The 17,205-nt window shown below is 71.8% G+C and carries 17 protein-coding genes and 1 pseudogene; 10 read left to right on the plus strand and 8 right to left on the minus strand.

Going from position 1 to position 17,205, the window contains the following annotated elements:
* Positions 1-224: 224 nt before the first annotated feature.
* From ACZ51D_RS42755 to ACZ51D_RS42775, 5 genes are all read right to left on the minus strand, one after another.
* The gene (locus tag ACZ51D_RS42755) at positions 225-665 is read right to left on the minus strand and encodes a PPOX class F420-dependent oxidoreductase (RefSeq protein ID WP_465665701.1); all 441 of its coding nucleotides are present in this window, start codon (positions 663-665) and stop codon (positions 225-227) included.
* A 29-nt stretch (positions 666-694) separates the two neighbouring features.
* Positions 695-2,305: a cytochrome bc1 complex cytochrome b subunit gene (gene qcrB / locus ACZ51D_RS42760; RefSeq protein ID WP_465665702.1), complete on the minus strand. Its 1,611-nt coding sequence runs from the start codon at positions 2,303-2,305 to the stop codon at positions 695-697.
* Positions 2,306-2,530: 225 nt separating this feature from the next.
* Positions 2,531-4,066 (minus strand): MFS transporter, encoded by a 1,536-nt coding sequence (locus ACZ51D_RS42765; RefSeq protein WP_465618754.1) that lies wholly within the window; start codon positions 4,064-4,066, stop codon positions 2,531-2,533.
* A gap of 193 nt (positions 4,067-4,259) precedes the next feature.
* Positions 4,260-4,940 carry a TetR/AcrR family transcriptional regulator gene (locus tag ACZ51D_RS42770; protein ID WP_465665704.1) on the minus strand — a complete coding sequence of 227 codons (681 nt, stop codon included), beginning with the start codon at positions 4,938-4,940 and terminating at the stop codon, positions 4,260-4,262.
* Positions 4,941-5,045: 105 nt separating this feature from the next.
* The gene (locus tag ACZ51D_RS42775; RefSeq protein ID WP_465618756.1) at positions 5,046-5,516 is read right to left on the minus strand and encodes a MarR family winged helix-turn-helix transcriptional regulator; all 471 of its coding nucleotides are present in this window, start codon (positions 5,514-5,516) and stop codon (positions 5,046-5,048) included.
* A gap of 125 nt (positions 5,517-5,641) precedes the next feature.
* Here ACZ51D_RS42775 and ACZ51D_RS42780 point away from each other — a divergent pair, with 125 nt between their 5' ends.
* From ACZ51D_RS42780 to ACZ51D_RS42790, 3 genes are all read left to right on the plus strand, one after another.
* Positions 5,642-6,091 (plus strand): SRPBCC family protein, encoded by a 450-nt coding sequence (locus ACZ51D_RS42780; RefSeq protein WP_465665706.1) that lies wholly within the window; start codon positions 5,642-5,644, stop codon positions 6,089-6,091.
* Between the two features lie 68 nt (positions 6,092-6,159).
* On the plus strand, positions 6,160-6,288 hold the full coding sequence (locus ACZ51D_RS42785) for a hypothetical protein (RefSeq protein ID WP_465618758.1): 129 nt from the start codon (positions 6,160-6,162) through the stop codon (positions 6,286-6,288).
* A 121-nt stretch (positions 6,289-6,409) separates the two neighbouring features.
* A complete protein-coding gene (locus tag ACZ51D_RS42790; RefSeq protein WP_465618760.1) occupies positions 6,410-7,195 on the plus strand; it encodes a VOC family protein in 786 nt (261 codons plus the stop codon).
* A gap of 75 nt (positions 7,196-7,270) precedes the next feature.
* Here the strand turns inward: ACZ51D_RS42790 and ACZ51D_RS42795 are convergent, their stop codons facing one another.
* Both ACZ51D_RS42795 and ACZ51D_RS42800 read right to left on the minus strand, forming a co-directional pair.
* Entirely contained in the window at positions 7,271-7,723 is a 453-nt protein-coding gene (locus tag ACZ51D_RS42795; RefSeq protein WP_465618762.1) for a hemerythrin domain-containing protein, read from the minus strand.
* Between the two features lie 147 nt (positions 7,724-7,870).
* A complete protein-coding gene (locus ACZ51D_RS42800; RefSeq protein ID WP_465618764.1) occupies positions 7,871-8,467 on the minus strand; it encodes a TIGR03086 family metal-binding protein in 597 nt (198 codons plus the stop codon).
* 210 nt (positions 8,468-8,677) lie between these two features.
* Between ACZ51D_RS42800 and ACZ51D_RS42805 the strand changes: the two genes are divergently transcribed.
* Both ACZ51D_RS42805 and ACZ51D_RS42810 read left to right on the plus strand, forming a co-directional pair.
* Positions 8,678-9,250, plus strand: a complete 573-nt coding sequence (locus ACZ51D_RS42805; RefSeq protein ID WP_360507229.1) for a DoxX family protein — start codon at positions 8,678-8,680, stop codon at positions 9,248-9,250.
* 316 nt (positions 9,251-9,566) lie between these two features.
* Positions 9,567-11,870: a M9 family metallopeptidase gene (locus ACZ51D_RS42810; protein ID WP_465618766.1), complete on the plus strand. Its 2,304-nt coding sequence runs from the start codon at positions 9,567-9,569 to the stop codon at positions 11,868-11,870.
* Positions 11,871-12,040: 170 nt separating this feature from the next.
* On the opposite strand, the gene ACZ51D_RS42815 is transcribed toward ACZ51D_RS42810, so the two are convergent.
* The gene (locus tag ACZ51D_RS42815; RefSeq protein WP_360507223.1) at positions 12,041-12,802 is read right to left on the minus strand and encodes a PP2C family protein-serine/threonine phosphatase; all 762 of its coding nucleotides are present in this window, start codon (positions 12,800-12,802) and stop codon (positions 12,041-12,043) included.
* 127 nt (positions 12,803-12,929) lie between these two features.
* Between ACZ51D_RS42815 and ACZ51D_RS42820 the strand changes: the two genes are divergently transcribed.
* From ACZ51D_RS42820 to ACZ51D_RS42840, 5 genes and pseudogenes are all read left to right on the plus strand, one after another.
* Positions 12,930-14,072, plus strand: coding sequence for an LLM class flavin-dependent oxidoreductase (locus tag ACZ51D_RS42820; RefSeq protein WP_465665708.1), 1,143 nt, complete (start codon positions 12,930-12,932; stop codon positions 14,070-14,072).
* Positions 14,069-14,707, plus strand: a complete 639-nt coding sequence (locus tag ACZ51D_RS42825) for an FMN reductase (protein ID WP_465618769.1) — start codon at positions 14,069-14,071, stop codon at positions 14,705-14,707. The genes ACZ51D_RS42820 and ACZ51D_RS42825 overlap by 4 nt, the downstream gene beginning before the upstream one ends.
* Before the next feature lie 304 nt (positions 14,708-15,011).
* Positions 15,012-16,061 (plus strand): Dyp-type peroxidase, encoded by a 1,050-nt coding sequence (locus ACZ51D_RS42830; protein WP_465665710.1) that lies wholly within the window; start codon positions 15,012-15,014, stop codon positions 16,059-16,061.
* Entirely contained in the window at positions 16,058-16,906 is an 849-nt protein-coding gene (locus ACZ51D_RS42835) for a family 1 encapsulin nanocompartment shell protein (RefSeq protein ID WP_465665711.1), read from the plus strand. The genes ACZ51D_RS42830 and ACZ51D_RS42835 overlap by 4 nt, the downstream gene beginning before the upstream one ends.
* 203 nt (positions 16,907-17,109) lie before the next feature.
* Positions 17,110-17,205 (plus strand): annotated as a pseudogene (locus ACZ51D_RS42840) (electron transfer flavoprotein subunit beta); the annotation flags it as partial.

The raw sequence follows: 17,205 nt of genomic DNA on the forward strand, positions 1-17,205 counted from the left end.
GCCCGACCCGGACGTGACCGACGCCAACGGCCACCCCCGCTGGTACCCCGACACCATCCGCGCCTGGGCCCGCAACCGCCCCCGGCGCCGCTGATGCCCCCCCCCCCCCCCCCCCCCCCCCCCCCCCCCCCCCCCCCCCCCCCGGGCCCGCCCCCCCGGGGGGGCCGCGCCCCCCCGCCCCGGCCCCCCCCCCCACGGCGGGCTCTGCTGCCCTGGCGGCGGTCTCAGTTGACGCAGTACGTGCCCGGCGGCCGCCACTCCGGCCCGACCAGCCGCTGCTCCAGCGTGTTCGGGGTGATCCGGATCCCGACCGTCCCGTCCAGCCCGACCCGGAACCGGCTGCGGGCCAGCACGATCAGGGCCGTCAGGCCGTACTTGTTGATCAGCGAGGTGCGGTAGCGCGCGGTCGCGTCGGCGTCGCAGAGCCGGGCGCGGGCCGGGACGCTGGGGCCGGTCGGGCGCCCGTGGGCGTCGCAGGGGCCGATCAGCACCCGGGGGTGGCGGCGGATCCGTTCGGCCTCGCCCGAGTGGGCGGGGGTCCAGACCCCGAGCGCCGTGCCGTCCGGCACCACCCAGAGCTGGGAGTCGATCCGGGTGCCGTCCTCGTCGAAGGTGGTGAGCAGGAGGTGTCTGCTGTCGGCGAGTCGGTCGGTGCGGTCGTGCACGATGTCCTCCCTCTGGCGTCGGGGGCGGGTCAGTGCCCGTGGCCCTCGGTGATCTCGCGGTACTCCTCGACGGTGGGCTTGGGAATCTGTGCGTGCTCGCCGTGGAATCCGCGGGACAGCCTCGCGCGGGTGCGGGTGAGCACCCCTGCCGGGTGGGCGACTCCATTCTCGTCCACCGGGGCGGGCAGTTCGAGGGGGCGCGACTGCTCGTGTGCCGTGAGCCGGTGGAGTTCGGCGGGCGTGAGCCCGGCGTGCACCTCGGTGAACTCGCCGTGCGGCAGCCGCTTGATGACGCCGGTCTCGCGGCCGTGCAGCACCTTGTCGCGGTCCCGGCGCTGCAGCCCGAGGCACCAGCGCTTGGTGACGGTGAAGACGATCACCGGGACGGCGAAGAAGCCGACGCGGGCGGCGTAGGTGATCGCGTTGAGGGACAGGTGCAGGTGGGTGGCGATGAGGTCGTTGCCGCCCGCCACGAGCGCCACCAGGTACAGGCTGATCCAGGCGGCGCCGAGTGCGGTGCGGACGGGCGCGTTGCGCGGCCGGTCGAGCAGGTGGTGCTCCCGCTTGTCGTCGGTGAGCCAGTTCTCCACGAACGGGTAGACCGCTATGGCGCCCAGGACCAGCGGGAACAGGGTGAACGGGATGAGCACCCCGAGGTTGAGGGTGTGGCCCCACGGGCCGACCTCCCAGCCCGGCATGATCCGGATCAGGCCCTCGGCGAAGCCCATGTACCAGTCCGGCTGGGCGTCGGTGGAGACCTGGTCGGGACGGTACGGTCCGTACGCCCAGATCGGGTTGACGGTCGCGATCGCCGCCAGCAGCGCGATGATGCCGAACACCAGGAAGAAGAACCCGCCGGCCTTGGCCAGGTAGACCGGCATCAGCGGCATGCCGACGACGTTCTTCTCGGTCCTGCCGGGGCCCGCCCACTGGGTGTGCTTGTGGTAGAAGACCAGGATCAGGTGTGCCACCAGGAGCCCGAGCATGATGCCGGGGATCAGCAGCACGTGGATGGTGAAGAACCGCGGCACGATGTCGTGGCCGGGGAACTCGCCCCCGAACAGGAACATCTGGACGTAGGTGCCGATCAGCGGGACGGCGAGGATCGCGCCCTCGATGAACCGGAGGCCGGTGCCGGAGAGCAGGTCGTCCGGCAGCGAGTAACCGAAGAAGCCGTCCAGCATGCCGAGGAAGAGCAGCAGGAAGCCGAAGACCCAGTTGATCTCGCGCGGCTTGCGGAACGCGCCGGTGAAGAACACCCGCATCATGTGGACGAACATGGCCGCGACGAAGACGATCGCCGCCCAGTGGTGGATCTGCCGGATCAGCAGGCCGCCGCGCACCTCGAAGCTGATGTCCACGGTGGAGGCGTAGGCCTCCGACATCGCGATGCCCTTGAGCGGCACGTACGAGCCGGCGTAGACCACCTCGCCCATCGACGGCTTGAAGAACAGGGTCAGCCAGACGCCGGTCAGGATGATGATCAGGAAGGTGTAGAGGCAGATCTCGCCCAGCATGAAGGACCAGTGGTCCGGGAAGATCTTGCGGAGGTTCGCCCTGGCCAGGGTGTAGATCCCCAGCCGGCCGTCCGCCCAGTCGGCGGCCCGCTGCCCCCGCCCTGGGCTCTGATTCCGGGTCATGTCGCACGCACCTCGGTCCGAAGGAAACGGGGAGATGTCCCCGATTCGCACTGGGGTCCACCCTAAACGGGGGGTCATCCCCACTTCCAGCCGGGGGTCGGGTGAGGTGAGCATCGGGCGGAGGCGGAGGCGGAAGCAGTGAGGCGGCGGAAACGGCGAGCGGCCCGTCCGGTGTCGTGAGACACCGGACGGGCCGCGTACGCACCCGAGTGAAACCCCTGGGCGTCAGTGCACCAGCACCGGCACCTCGTCGGCCTTCGCGGCGCCCGCACCGGCGCCCGCACCCGACGTCGCGTCGGGGCGACCGGCGTTGATGAAGGTGAAGGCGACGGCGGCGGCTGCCACCAGGATCCCGAAGGACACCCAGATCGCGGTCGAGAAGCCGTGCACCATGCCCTGGAACTGCAGCGCCTTGGCGGCCTCCGGGGAGGCGGCGGCCGCGGCGGTGGCGTGCGAGGCCAGCCAGCTGGTGGTCGCGCTGGCCGCGATGGTGTTCAGCAGCGCGGTGCCGATGGCGCCGCCGACCTGCTGCGAGGTGTTGACCATCGCGGAGGCCACGCCCGCGTCGCGCGGCTGGACGCCGTACGTGGCGAGGCTCATGGCCGGCATGAACGCGGTGCCCATGCCGAGGCCCATCAGGATCAGGCCGGGCAGGATCAGCGCCGGGTAGGACGTGTCCAGGCTGATGTGGGTCAGCAGGAACATGCCCGCCGAGGCGACCAGGAAGCCGGGCGCCATCAGGTAGCGGGCCGGAACCCGGGTCATCAGCCGGGCGCCGATCTGGGTCGAGCCGGTGATCATGCCCGCCACCATCGGCAGGAAGGCCACGCCGGTCAGCACCGGGCTGTAGCCGAGCACGATCTGCAGGTAGTAGGTCAGGAAGAGGAACAGACCGAACATGCCGATCACGGCCATGCCCAGCGACAGGTACACCCCGCCGCGGTTGCGGTTCAGCACCACGCGCAGCGGCAGCAGCGGGGCCTTGACCCTCAGCTCCACCATCACGAAGGCGAACAGCAGCACGGCGGCCGCGGCGAACAGGCCCAGGGTGCTGCCGGCGGTCCAGCCGCTGGTCTCGGCCCTGGTGAAGCCGTAGACCAGCGAGACCAGGCCGGTGGTCACCAGCAGCACGCCGGGGACGTCCAGCTTGCTGCGGTTGCGGCCCTCGGCGGGCTCGCGGATCACCAGCACCGCGCCGGCGGCGGCGGCGATGGCGAACGGGATGTTGACGAAGAAGGTCCAGCGCCAGTTCATGTACTCGGTCAGCAGGCCGCCGAGGATCAGACCGATGGCGCCACCGCCACCGGCGATCGCACCGTAGATGCCGAAGGCCTTGGCGCGCTCCTTCGCCTCGGTGAAGGTCACGGCGAGCAGCGACAGCGCGGCCGGCGCGAGCAGTGCGCCGAACACGCCCTGCAGGGCGCGGGCGCCGAGCAGCATCGCGGTGTTGACCGCGAAGCCGCCGAGCGCGGAGGCCAGCGCGAAGCCGGTCAGGCCGACGATGAAGGTCCGCTTGCGGCCCCAGAGGTCCGCGATCCGGCCGCCGAACAGCAGCAGGCCGCCGAAGGCCAGCGCGTAGGCGGTGATCACCCACTGGCGGTTGCCGTCGGTGATGCCCAGGTCCTTCTGGGCGGACGGAAGGGCGATGTTCACGATGGTCGCGTCGAGGACGACCATCAGCTGGGCGAGGCCGATGAATATCAGCGCTTTCCAGCGGCGGGGATCGGGCAGCGTCGCCGGTCGGGCGTCGGTTTGAGGCATGGGGGTACTCACTTCACGGTGCGTGGTGTGCGTGAACGGTCAACTGCCGTACGGGAACGGCTGGTTGCCGTACGGTGAAAGGTGCTCGAAGGCATGTCCGGGGCAGGCCGGGTCGGCGCCGCCCAGGAGCGCGGGTCGCCCGGTGTCGCCGGTCGGATCAGGTGTGCCGGTCGGATCAGGTGTGGTGCATCGGTCAGTTCTGGGTCAGGAAGTCCTCGAAGGTTGCGGCCCGGCCGGGCAGGACCGAACGGGCCGGCGCGCGCAGGCCGTCCAGGAACAGCTGCAGGTGCCGGTGGACGAACTCGTCCAGCAGCCGGCAGGAGGTGCCCGGCAGCGGTCGGGTCAGCTGGCTCATCGCGATGAACAGGTCACCGTGGTCGACGTCCGGCCGCAGCTCGCCCGCCGCCCGGGCGCGCTCCATCAGTCCGCTCACGGCGGACCGCAGGCGCTCCCGGATCTCGGTCAACTCCGGGTCGTGCGGGTCGACATGGCTGGTGAACAGCGCGCACAGACCGCCGACCTTCTCCGCGACGGTCGCGTGCGCGAACCGCTGTAGAGCGTCGAACGGGCCACCGCCGTCAGCGGCGTCCGCCTCCGCCGTCGCCGTCTCGGCGAGAGCCAGGATGCGGTTCTTGACCAGCAGTGCCACCTCGCGGATCAGTGCCATCCGATCCGGGAAGTTCCGGTAGAGCGTGGCATTGCCGACCCCCGCCCGCTTGGCGATCTCGTCCAGCGGCACATCCGCACCGTGCTCGACGAACGCCTCCCGGGCCGCCAGCACGATCCGCTCCCGGTTCCGGCTCGCATCCGCACGCAACTTCGGCGTACGGACACTCCCCGCGGGACGAACCGACTCGGCGGCTACGGTGGTCACGACGACTGCTCCTTCAGGATACCGGGGAAGTTCTCCCCGCTTCTGCCAACGTAGTCGGAAACGGGGAATCTGTCCCCGGAATTTCCGCCACCCATGTGACCTGCGTCACACTGCGGGGTCGCCGGCGTCGACGGCGGGGCTCAGATTGAGCTCCAGCCGTCCCAGTAGGCCGGTCAGCGCGGCCCGGTCGGCCTCGTCCAGCCCGGTCAGGGTGACCGCCTCCAGCTCCCGCCAGGACTGCGCGACCTGATCGCGCAGGGCGCAGGCCGCCGCCGTCGCCTCGACCACCACGGCTCGCCGGTCGGTCTCACTGCGCCGGCGCCGGACGAACCCGGCCTGCTCCAGCCGCTGCACCATCCGCGTCACGGTGGAGGCGTCCGTGCCGAGCTCCTCGATCAGTGCGGCCTGCGGCAGCGCCCCGCGCTCCCAGAGCAGCATCATCAGCAGCTCCTGCCCGGCGTGCAGGCCGTGCGGGCGCAGCAGGCGCTCCGCGTTCGCCCGGTGCAGGCGGGAGACCCGGGCGATGGCCTGGCTGATGCCGCCGGCCTCGGCGAGGGGGTTCGGGAGTTCAGGCATGGGTTCATTGTATGCGCAATCAGTTCTTCTCTTCTGGGGCCATCTCTTGCGCTGGGCATTCCTCAAGCGTTTACTTGGCCGCACAAGCAAATTGCTTGGCCGAACAAGTAACTGGGGGATCCGTCATGCGAGTCATCAGCGAGACCGTGCGCGTCAACGACCCGGCCAACCCCGACGAGGTGCACCTCACCCGGGACGACGTCTGGGCCGGCCTGGTGCGCAAGGCCGAGAACGCGGTGCCCGTCGTCGCCGCCATGGACGAGTGCACCGTGCTCGAGCGGACCGAGAAAGGCCTGATCCGCGAGGTCGTCTTCCACGGCGAGCGGGTGCGCGAGGAGATCGTCTTCCACCCGAAGACCCGCGTCAGCTTCTTCCGCGACGACGAGGCCGCCCGCTGGGTGATCCACAACGACATCGACGAGGACGAGCACGGCCTCACCCTCACCTTCCGCGGCGAACTCGACCTCGGCGGCGGAGAAGCCGAGGAAGCCGCCGCCACCCGCATGCACGGCGGCTACCTGCTGGCCATCCAGACCACCCTCAAGCTCACCCGCGAGGTCGTCCGGAACGCCTGACCCCTTGCGTCGCCCACCGGGCTGTCGGCTCAGCTCTGCTGGTCGACCGGGACTCCGCCGAGGTCACCGTGTTCAGCGAGCCCGACGGGGTGCGCTACACGAACGCTCGGACCCTCCCGTTCGGCAGGACCGTTCGGCTGCCGGACCCGGTGGGCATCTCGTTGGACACCGAGGCGTTGAAGAACTGGGTGCGCTGATCCCGGGCATGGCTTCCCCGGGGTGTCCGGGGTGGCGGCCTAGGCTGTGGGCGTCCCGGGCGGCCGGTGGGCCGTGGGAGTCGGGAGGGGCCCGGCGGCCGGGTGGGCGAGGAGGTTCGCGATGGGCAGCGGTGAGACCGCCAGGGTGCGTTGTGTGGCGGCCGTTCCGTGCTGGGTGAGCCTGATGGCCCGGGACCTGGAGAGGGCCAAGGGGTTCTACGGGCCGCTACTCGGCTGGGAGTTCGAGGCCGGGCCGGACCGCTTCGGCCCGTACGTGCACGCGGTGGTCGGCGGGGAGGCGGTGGCCGGGCTCGGCGTCGCGGGCGAGGGGGCGATCCCGCTCGCCTGGACCAGCTACTTCGGGACGGAGAGCGCCGACGCGGCCGCCGACGCGGTGCGTGAGCGCGGCGCGACGCTGGCGGTCGGCCCGCTGGCCTTCGACGCCGGGCGGGTGGCCTTCGCGGCGGACCCGGCGGGCGCGGTGTTCGGCATCTGGGAGGGCCCGCTGGGCCGGGCCCGGAAGCTGGAGCTGCCCGGCGCGCCGGTCTGGATCGAGCTGCGCACCCCGGACCCGTTCGCGGCGGCGCTGTTCTACGGCGAGGTGTTCCGCTGGGACGGCCGCGACCCGGAGCGCTTCGAGGTCCGCTGGGAGCACGACCGGGTGGTGCTGCGGGCCGAGGGGAACAACGTCGCGGCGCTGGCCAGGGAGCAGGCGGGCGGCCCGGCGGGGATGCCACCGCACTGGGAGGTGTCCTTCGCCGTCCCGGACACCGACCGGGCGCTGGCCCGGGCGGTCGAGCTGGGCGGCGCGGTGCTCGGCCCCGCCTTCGACTCCCCGTACGGGCGGGTGGCCCGGCTGCAGGACCACGAGGGCGCCCGCTTCGCGGTGATCAGCCTGGAGGGCTGACGAGGGGCTGACCAAGGGCTGACGAAGGACGACGAGGGGCTGGCGAAGGACTCGGCGAAGGGCTGACCGGAGGGGTCAGGAGCCGAGCGCCTCGCGGTCCGCCCGTAGCCGGTCGCCGAGTGCGGCGCGTTCGGCGGCGGGCAGGGCCTTGCGGGCGGCGGCGAAGAGCTGCTTCTCCTCGCTGAGCAGGTGCCGCCGCAGGGTGTCGCCGAGGCCGTGCAGCAGGGTGTCGAAGACCGGGTCGTCGGGGCGGAGCGCCTGCAGGTCGGAGAGGTACTGCCCGATCGCCAGGTGGTCGTGGATGCTGCTGAACACCAGTGCGCCGCCGTCGGGCACGTCGTGCTGCACGAGCGGGAAGAGGTGTTCCTCCTCGGCGGCGCAGTGGGCGAACAGCAGGTCGGTCAGCCGGGTCACCAGGGGGCCGCGCCCGGGGCTGCCGGCCGGGGCGGCCTCGATCGCGTCGAGCAGTTCGGTGACCGCCCGGTGGTCGGCGGTGAACTCGCCGAGGATGTCCGGCCTGCGGCTCATGGCGCGCCCGCCTCTCGCTCGGAAACTGATCCCCGTACCTTCCAGTATCCGGCGTCGGGCGGTTCGGCCGGCTGGGCCCCCGGTCACCCTCCGTCCCGGTCACGCCGTGGTGCGGTCACTCTCCGTCCTGGCTGCCCCGCCGTCCGGTCACCCGGCGTCCCGCCGCCCGGTGAGGGCGAGCATGTGGGTCTGGGGGCTCGCGTCCTCGGTCACCGGCAGGGGCGGGTCGAAGAGCCCGCTGCCGGAGAGGTCCCCGTAGCCGGAGATCTCGCCGAGCGTGAAGTCGACGAGCTCGGCGGGGAGCCGGGTGCGCCGTCCGATGCCTTCGGCGAGGTCCCAGGTGTGGATGGTCAGGTCGGTGGTGAGCTGGTCCAGGTAGTACTGGCCGGAGACGTCGCCGAAGGAGAGGTGGACGGTCAGCTCGGTGGCGCCGGGGACGGCCCAGGCCTGTCGGGCGGCTTCGGCGGCGTCCGTCCAGGCGGCGACGGGGTCGTCGCCGAGTACGTCGCCGTCGAAGCGGCCGCCGACCTCGGTGATGGTGGCGCCCATCAGCAGTTCGGGCACCCAGAGCTGTTCGCCGGTGAGGTGGTTGACGAGGTCGCGGACGGACCAGTCGGCGCACGGGGTGCGGGAGTCCCACTGGTCGGGAGTGATCAGCCGGACGCGTTCGTCGAAGGCGGCCAGGGCTTCGGGGTACGGGGTGCCGGTGCGCGCGCCCCGCTGGTGTTGCCTGCGTTGAGCCATGTCTCCACCCTGCCCCGGTTCGGGCGGGGGTCGCGAGTCGCCCACGAAGCGTCAGTTGTTCAAATTCGAACTCCACGGTACGGTCGGGGGAGCGGCCGGTTCAAATTTGAACAATGGCGTCGGGGTGACGACCCCCGCCCGCCGCCTCACCGCACCCCCTCACGCCGGCCCCGGCCGGCGACGACCGACCCTCGATCGATGGAGACGCGCATGCCGAGCAGCAGCCCGAGCACGACCGCCGCCACCAGCCCCACCGTCAGCCCGGCCCGGGAGAACTCCGGGTCCGCGACGACCTCCCCGCACGCCTATGACGTCGGACTCCTGCTCCTGCGCCTGGTCCTCGGCCTGACCATGGCCGCGCACGGCAGCCAGAAACTGTTCGGCTGGTTCGGCGGCGGCGGGATCGACGGCACCGGTCACTTCTTCACCATGAGCGGCTACCCGGCCGGTCACGCCATGGCCGTGGTGGCCGGCCTCACCGAGACGCTGGGCGGACTCGGCCTCGCCGTCGGCCTGTTGACCCCGCTGGCGGGCGCCGCGATCGTCGGCACGATGGTCAACGCGATCGCTGTCACCTGGGGCGGCGGCTTCTTCGCCCCGAAGGGCAGCGAGTACGAGCTGCTGCTGACGGCCGGCGCCGCCGCGCTCGCGCTGACCGGTCCGGGCCGCTACGCGGTGGACCGCTTCCTGCCGGTGGTGCGGGCGCACCGCCTGGCGTACGGCGTGGCCGCCGTCGTGGTCGGCCTCGCGACGGCGGGCGTGATCCTGCTGCTCCGCAAGTAGCGGCTCGGCGCGCTGCGCCCCGCACGGAGCGCTCCGCACGTAGTACCCCCCGAACGGCCGGTTCGCCGGCTGTGCGGCAACTGAACGTCCTGGAGACCGTGGTGACGAATCGTCACCATGGTCTCCTCGCGTTTTCCCCGCGAACTGCGCACAACGCCCAGGGTTCCCAAGGGTATGTGATGTGTGCCATGGTACATGTCACACTCCCCACCGGTTCCCGACGGAGTCGCCCCCACGCGGCGCCGTCGCCAACGGTCCTCGATTCCCCCACCGGTCGCGCCCCGATCGCGGCCGACGACGGCCCGGAGGCCCTCACGTGAGTCCCTCACGTCTGCTGCGACTCCCGCAGCTGGCACGATTGTTGACGCTCGTCCTGTCCCTGTTCCTGGCGGTCGGCCTGTTCGCGCCGCAGAGCCAGGCCGCGCCCGCCGCCCCCGGCGGCGCGCCCGCCCCCACCACCCCCGCCGGACCGGCGCCCCAGCCGGCCACCGGCACGCCCGAACGCGGCGACGGCGAGCGGCAGTTCGCCTCCGCCGACCAGCGCGCCCCGCTGTCGCTGGACACCCGGCCGGCCGAGGTGAAGGCGTCCACGGCGCCGAACACCAAGTCCTTCCGGCTCGGCGCGGCGGCCGAACAGGCCTGTACCACCGGCGACTTCACCGGCCGGACCGGCAGCGACCTGGTCCAGCACATCAAGGCCGCCGACATCCAGTGCATCAACAGCCTCTTCCAGCTCACCGGCGGTGACGCGCGCGGCGCGTTCCGCGAGGAGCAGATGACCACGGTGGCGTACGCGCTGCGCGACGCGGCGGGCAGCTACCCGGGCGACAACTCCACCTCCGTCGAGCAGTTGGTGCTGTTCCTGCGCGCCGGCTACTTCGCGCAGTGGTACCACCCGGGTGACGTCGGCACGTACGGCACCGCCCTGCAGACGGCGATCCGCTCCGGTCTGGACGCGTTCTTCGGCAGCGCGCACTCGCGTGACGTCGCCGCGGGCAACGGGTCCATCCTGGGCGAGGCCGTCACCCTGATCGACAGCGCGCAGGAGAACATCCGCTACCTCACGGTGGTCAAGCAGCTGCTGACCGACTACAACAGCGCCACCTGGAACCCGGCCGGCATGGCCTGGTCGGTCAACCCGGTGTTCACCGTGCTGTTCCGCGGCCACCAGCTGGCCGGCTTCGACGCGGCCGTCGAGGCCGACCCGAGCGTCCTGGACACCCTCTCCACCTTCGCCGCCCGCAACAACGACCTGCTCGGCGGCGACTTCGGGGTGCTGGTCTACAACGCGACCAAGGAGCTCGGCCGCTTCCTGAAGGACACGGCGCTCCAGGCCAAGGTCCGTCCGCTGGCCAAGGGGCTGGTGGACAAGGCGGCGCCGAACGGACGCACCGTCTTCCAGTGGGCCGCGGTCGCCGAGGCGGTCGGCTTCTACGACGCCGGCAACTGCTCGTACTACGGCACCTGCAACGCCGCCGACCAGCTCAAGGCCGGCGTGCTGACGGTGAACCACACCTGCAGCCCGAGCATCAAGCTGATCGCCCAGGCGCTGGACAGCACCCAGCTGGGCACCGCCTGCACCAGCCTGACCGGCCAGGACGCCTACTTCCACTCGGTGGTCAAGGACAACGGCCCGGTCAAGGACGACGGGAACAACACGATCGAGGTCGTGGTCTTCCACTCCTCGCGCGACTACCAGGTGCTGGCTGCCGCCATCTACGGCATCGACACCAACAACGGCGGCATGTACCTGGAGGGCGACCCGGCGAAGGCCGGCAACCAGCCGCGCTTCCTCTGCTACGAGGCCGAGTGGGCCCGTCCGTCCTTCGAGATCTGGAACCTCAACCACGAGTACACCCACTACCTCGACGGCCGGTTCGACATGTACGGCGACTTCAACACCGGCATGACCACCCCGACCGTCTGGTGGGTCGAGGGCTTCGCCGAGTACGTCTCCTACTCGTACCGGAAGGTGAACAACGACGGCGCCATCGCGGCCGCCGGCCGGCACACCTACAAGCTCAGCGACCTCTTCGACACCGTCTACGGTGACCAGGACCGGGTCTACCGCTGGGGCTACCTGGCCGTGCGCTACATGCTGGAGCAGCACCGCTCCGACATGGACGCGATCCTCGCCAAGTACCGGGTGGGCGACTGGGCCGGTGCCCGCACCCTGCTGAAGACCACCATCGGCACCCGCTACGACGCCGACTTCGACAGCTGGCTGACCAAGTGCGCGGGCGGCGCCTGCGCCACCGACGGCGGCGGTGCCACCACGCCGCCGCAGCTGCCGGAGTGCACCGCGGCCGACCCCCGGCAGCTGGACGCCAACTGCGCCCGCAGCAACGTGGCGGCCACCACGGGCAACTACGCGCACTTCTACCTCCTGGTGCCGGCCGGCACCAAGCAGGTGAAGATCACCACCGCCGGCGGCACCGGTAACGGCGACCTCTACTACAACGCGAGCAACTGGGCGTACACCGACAGCAGCGCCACGCGTTCGACGGGCCCGGGCAACTCCGAGACGCTGACCGTGACCGACCCGCCGGCGGGCTACGTCTACTTCAGCCTCTACGCCCAGCAGGGCTTCAGCGGGGTGACCGTCACGAGCGAAATGTGAGCCGAGAACGGCGAACGGACAGGTGACCGCCCCGGCGGAGCGCTTCGGCGCCCCGCCGGGGCGGGGTCCGTATGTCCGGGGGCCACACCCGGGCCACCCCGCCGACCCGCACCCGGGTCACCCCGCTGACCTGCACCCGGGCTACCCCGCCGACCCGCACCCCGGGCGGGCTACCCGCCGACCCGCACCAGCGCCAGGGTGATGTTGTCCGGTCCGCCGGCTTCGATCGCCGCCTTCCACAGCTCGAACGCCGCCTTGCCGTCGGCCTGTTCGGTGCCCTCGTAGGACCGGGCCAGCAGTGCGGCCAGCTCCTCGTCGGGCACCGGGTCGGTCAGGCCGTCGCTGCACACCAGGTACCGGTCGCCGGGGGCCAGCGGGGCGGCCCGGACGTGCGGTTCGACGAAGGTGAGGCCGAGCGAGCCGCCCAGGGTCTGGGTGACCACCGAGGTGGTGCGCCGTCCGGGCGGCAGTGGGGGGCTGTCGTCCACGCTCACCTGGCGCAGCCCGTCCCGGGTGATCCGGTAGACCCGGCTGTCGCCGACGTTGAAGGCCAGCACCTGCTCGGCCAGCAGCACCAGTCCGGCGACCGTGGTGCCCATGGCGGCGAGTTCCGGCTCCCCGGCGGCGGCCGCGTAGACGGCCCGGTTGCATTCCTGCAGCTCCTCCCGGATGGCCTCCTCGCCGTCCAGGGCGTCCCCGTCGGCGGCGAGCCGGCGGGCGACGAGGGCGCTGGCGACCTCGCCGCCGGGGTGGCCGCCCAGGCCGTCGGCGACCGCGACCACGCAGGGCGGGCCGAGCGGGAAGAGCAGGCTCTGCGGGTTGGCGGTCACCGTGGCGCAGAGGGTCCACGGGCCGACCGTGAGGCTGTCCTCGTTGTGCTCCCGCACCAGGCCCTCGTGGCTCAGCGCGCTCACCGCGATGTACGGCGCCATCGTCCGCCGCCCTTCCGGAGCCCCGTCCCCTTGCCGTCGTCCCGCTTTCCATTGTGGGTGGGAATAACGATCCCCACCCGGCTGCTAAGGTGGTTGAAAGTTGGACTACCTGGGAGTGGTGAGCAGCATGCAGTTCGGAATCTTCTCCGTCGGCGACGTGACGACCGACCCCACCACCGGCCGCACTCCGAGCGAGCACGAGCGGATCAAGGCCATGGTGGCGATCGCGCGCAAGGCCGAGGAGGTCGGCCTGGACGTCTTCGCGACCGGCGAGCACCACAACCCGCCGTTCGTCCCGTCCTCCCCGACGACCATGCTCGGCTACATCGCCGCGCAGACCGAGCGCATCATCCTCTCCACCTCGACGACCCTGATCACCACCAACGACCCGGTGAAGATCGCCGAGGACTTCGCGATGCTGCAGCACCTGGCCGAGGGCCGGGTGGACGTCATGATGGGCCGCGGCAACACCGGGCCGGTCTACCCGTGGTTCGGCAAGGACATCCGCCAGGGCATCCCGCTCGCGATCGAGAACTACGCGCTGCTGCACCAGCTGTGGCGCGAGGAGGTCGTGGACTGGCAGGGCCGCTTCCGCACCCCGCTGCAGGGCTTCACCTCCACCCCGCGCCCGCTGGACGACCTCCCGCCGTTCGTCTGGCACGGCTCGATCCGCAGCCCTGAGATCGCCGAGCAGGCCGCCTACTACGGCGACGGCTTCTTCGCGAACAACATCTTCTGGCCGAAGGAGCACTTCCGGAAGCTGGTCAACCTCTACCGCGAGCGCTATGCCCACTACGGCCACGGCACCCCCGAGCAGGCGATCGTCGGCCTGGGCGGGCAGGTGTTCATGCGGAAGAACTCCCAGGACGCGGTGCGCGAGTTCCGTCCGTACTTCGACAACGCGCCGGTGTACGGGCACGGGCCCTCGCTGGAGGAGTTCACCGAGCAGACCCCGCTGACCGTCGGCAGCCCGCAGGAGGTCATCGAGAAGACGCTGACCTTCCGGGAGACCTTCGGCGACTACCAGCGTCAGCTGTTCCTGATGGACCACGCCGGCCTGCCGCTGAAGACCGTGCTGGAGCAGCTGGACCTGCTCGGCGAGGAGGTCGTGCCGGTGCTGCGCGAGGAGTTCGCCAAGGGCCGCCCGGCCGAGGTGCCGGAGGGGCCGACCCACGCCGCGCTGCTCGCGGCCCGCGACGAGAAGGCCGCCGAGACGGTCGGCGAGCAGGCCGGCGAGAGCGAGAACGAGAAGGTGGAGGTGTCCAAGTGAGCGCCTACAAGCTGGTGGTGGTGAGCGCCGGGCTCAGCAAGCCGTCCTCGACGCGCCTGCTGGCGGACCGGCTCGCCGACTCGACCGTCCGGCAACTCGCCCCGGCGGGGCGGGAGGTGGAGGTCACCGTGGTCGAACTGCGGGACCTCGCCGTGGAGATCGCGAACAACTTCGTCACCGGCTTCCCCGGCGCCGCGCTGCGCGGGGCGATCGAGGCGGTGACGGAGGCGGACGGGCTGATCGCGGTGACGCCGATCTTCACCGCCTCCTACAGCGGTCTGTTCAAGTCCTTCTTCGATGTGATCGACCACGATGCACTCACCGGCAAGCCGGTGCTGATCGCCGCCACCGGCGGCACGCCGCGGCACTCGCTCGCCCTGGAGCACGCCGTCCGTCCGCTGTTCGGCTATCTGCGCGCGGTGGTGCTGCCGACCGCGGTCTACGCGGCCACCGACGACTGGGGTGCGGCGGGCGACGGGCTCACCGACGGGCTGCCGCGCCGGATCGACCGTGCGGCGGGCGAGCTGGCAGCGCTGCTGTCCGGCCGCGGGTCGGCGGCGCCCACGGTGCCCGAGCAGGCGGCGGCCGAGCAGGTGGTGCCGTTCGCGCAGCAGCTGGCGGCCCTGCGGGTCTGACCGGCGATGGTCGAACAGGCCGGCTGATCACCCGGACGGCCCCGTCGGAACACCGTCCGACGGGGCCGTCCGGCCTGGTGTGGCGGGGCCGTCCGGATGCGCGTCAACCGCGCCGGATGGTCCGCTGTGCGGTGTAATCGTTCCCATGATCAGATTTGTGCTGGTCCGTCCGGTGTTCGGCACGCCCGCGCCCCGCCGACGCCCGCGCCCCGCCGGGAGCGGCTGACGTGGGCCCGCCGCGGGAGAACCCCGTCCTCGCGCCAGTCGTGTGCCTCGCGCCGATCTTCCCGAGGAGGACCGAGACATGCAGCCCGAACCGCAGGCCGTGCTCTCCCCGCTGACCGGCGCGGCGATCTTCCTGGTGCTCACCGTCGAGCCCGGGGGCGAGGACGCCGTCCGCGACCTGCTGCCCGACCTCGCCGCCCTGCGCCGCTCGGTCGGCTTCCGGGCCCCGGAGGGCGGCCTCACCTGCGTCACCGGCATCGGCTCCGAGCTCTGGGACCGCCTCTTCGACGGCCCCCGGCCGGCCGCCCTGCACCCCTTCCGGGAGGTGGCCGGCCCCCGCCACCGGGCCCCGGCCACCCCGGGCGACCTGCTGCTGCACCTGCGGGCCGAGCGGATGGACCTCTGCTTCGAGCTCGCGGGCCGGCTCACCTCCCGCCTGGCCGGCCCGGCCACCGTGGTCGACTCCGTCCAGGGCTTCCGGTACTTCGACGACCGGGACCTGCTCGGCTTCGTGGACGGCACGGAGAACCCCGAGGGCCGGGCCGCCGTGAGCGCCGCGCTGGTCGGCGCCGAGGACCCGGACTTCGCCGGCGGCAGCTACGTCATCGTCCAGAAGTACCGGCACGAGCTGGACAAGTGGAACGCGCTGAGCGTCGAGGAGCAGGAGGGGGCGGTCGGCCGCACCAAACTCACCGACATCGAGCTGGACGACGACGTCAAGCCCGCGGACTCGCACGTGGCACTCACCGTGATCACCGGCCCGGACGGCGAGGAGCGGAAGATCGTCCGCTTCAACATGGCCTTCGGCTCCTTCGCACGCGGCGGCGAGTTCGGCACCTACTTCATCGGCTACGCGCGCGACCCCGGGGTGACCGAGGAGATGCTGCGCAACATGTTCGTCGGCAACCCGCCCGGCACCACCGACCGGCTGCTCGACTTCTCCACCGCCGTCACCGGCTCGCTGTTCTTCGTCCCGACCGCGGACTTCCTCGACTCGCCGCCCCCGCTTCCGTCCCCGCTCACGTCTGCGCTCACGTCTCCGCCGCCGGTACCCGCGGACCCTCCGGCCGACGGCTCGCTGGGCATCGGCAGCCTCAAGCAGACCCCCCGAACAGGACCCCGCGCATGAACAACCTCCACCGGGACCTCGCCCCCGTCTCCGCCGCCGCCTGGGAGGAGATCGAGGAGGAGGCCCGCCAGACCTTCAAACTGCACATCGCCGGCCGCCGGGTGGTCGACCTGACCGGCCCCGAGGGCACCGGCTTCGCCGCCGTCGGCACCGGCCACCTGACCGGTATCGAACCGCCGGCGGACGGCGTCCAGGCGCACGCGCGCGCCAGCCAGCCGGTGGTGGAGCTGCGCGTCCCCTTCACCGTCCGCCGGGAGGCCGTGGACGACGTCGAGCGCGGCTCCCGCGACTCCGACTGGCAGCCCGTCAAGGACGCCGCCCGCACGCTCGCCCTGGCCGAGGACCGGACCGTCTTCGAGGGCTACCGCGCCGCCGCGGTCGACGGCATCCGAGCCGCCTCCGGCAACCCCCCGGTCCCCCTCCCGGAGGACGTCCGCGAGTACCCCGAGGCGGTCAGCCGCGCCCTCACGGCGCTGCGCCTGGCCGGCGTGGGCGGTCCGTACTCGCTGCTCCTCGGCGCCGACGCCTTCACCGCCGTCAACGAGACCAGCGACCACGGCTACCCCGTCCACAACCACCTGGCCCGCCTCCTCGACGGCGACATCATCTGGGCCCCCGCCATCGAGGGCGCCTTCCTGGTCTCGACCCGCGGCGGCGACTTCGAACTCTTCCTCGGCCAGGACGTCTCCGTCGGCTACCTCTCCCACGACGCCGAAACGATCCGGCTCTACCTGCAGGAGTCCCTCACCTTCCGCGTCTACACCGGGGAGGCCGCCGTCGCCCTGGGCGGTACGGCCCAGGGCGAGGACGGGCCGCGGGCCCCCGGGCACCGGGAAGGGTACTGAGTTCCTTTACGAGGGGTACTGAGTGCCGTATTCTCTCGATGGAGCCTCTGACGCCAGTCGAAGAGAGCCGACACGGTATGCCGGTCCAGGTGGCGCCCGCGGCGCGCGGGTCGCGGCCGGGCCGGACTTGGCACTCAGTACCCTCGGCATGACTGAGGCCATGGATCCAGTGCACCCGTGCACCCGTGACAGGAGAACCACTCATGAGCTTGAGGATCGTTGTCTGTGTGAAGTACGTGCCGGACGCGACGGGTGACCGTCGTTTCGCGGACGACCACACCACGGACCGGGAGGGCGTG

The organism is Kitasatospora sp. NPDC033851, assembly GCF_055576085.1.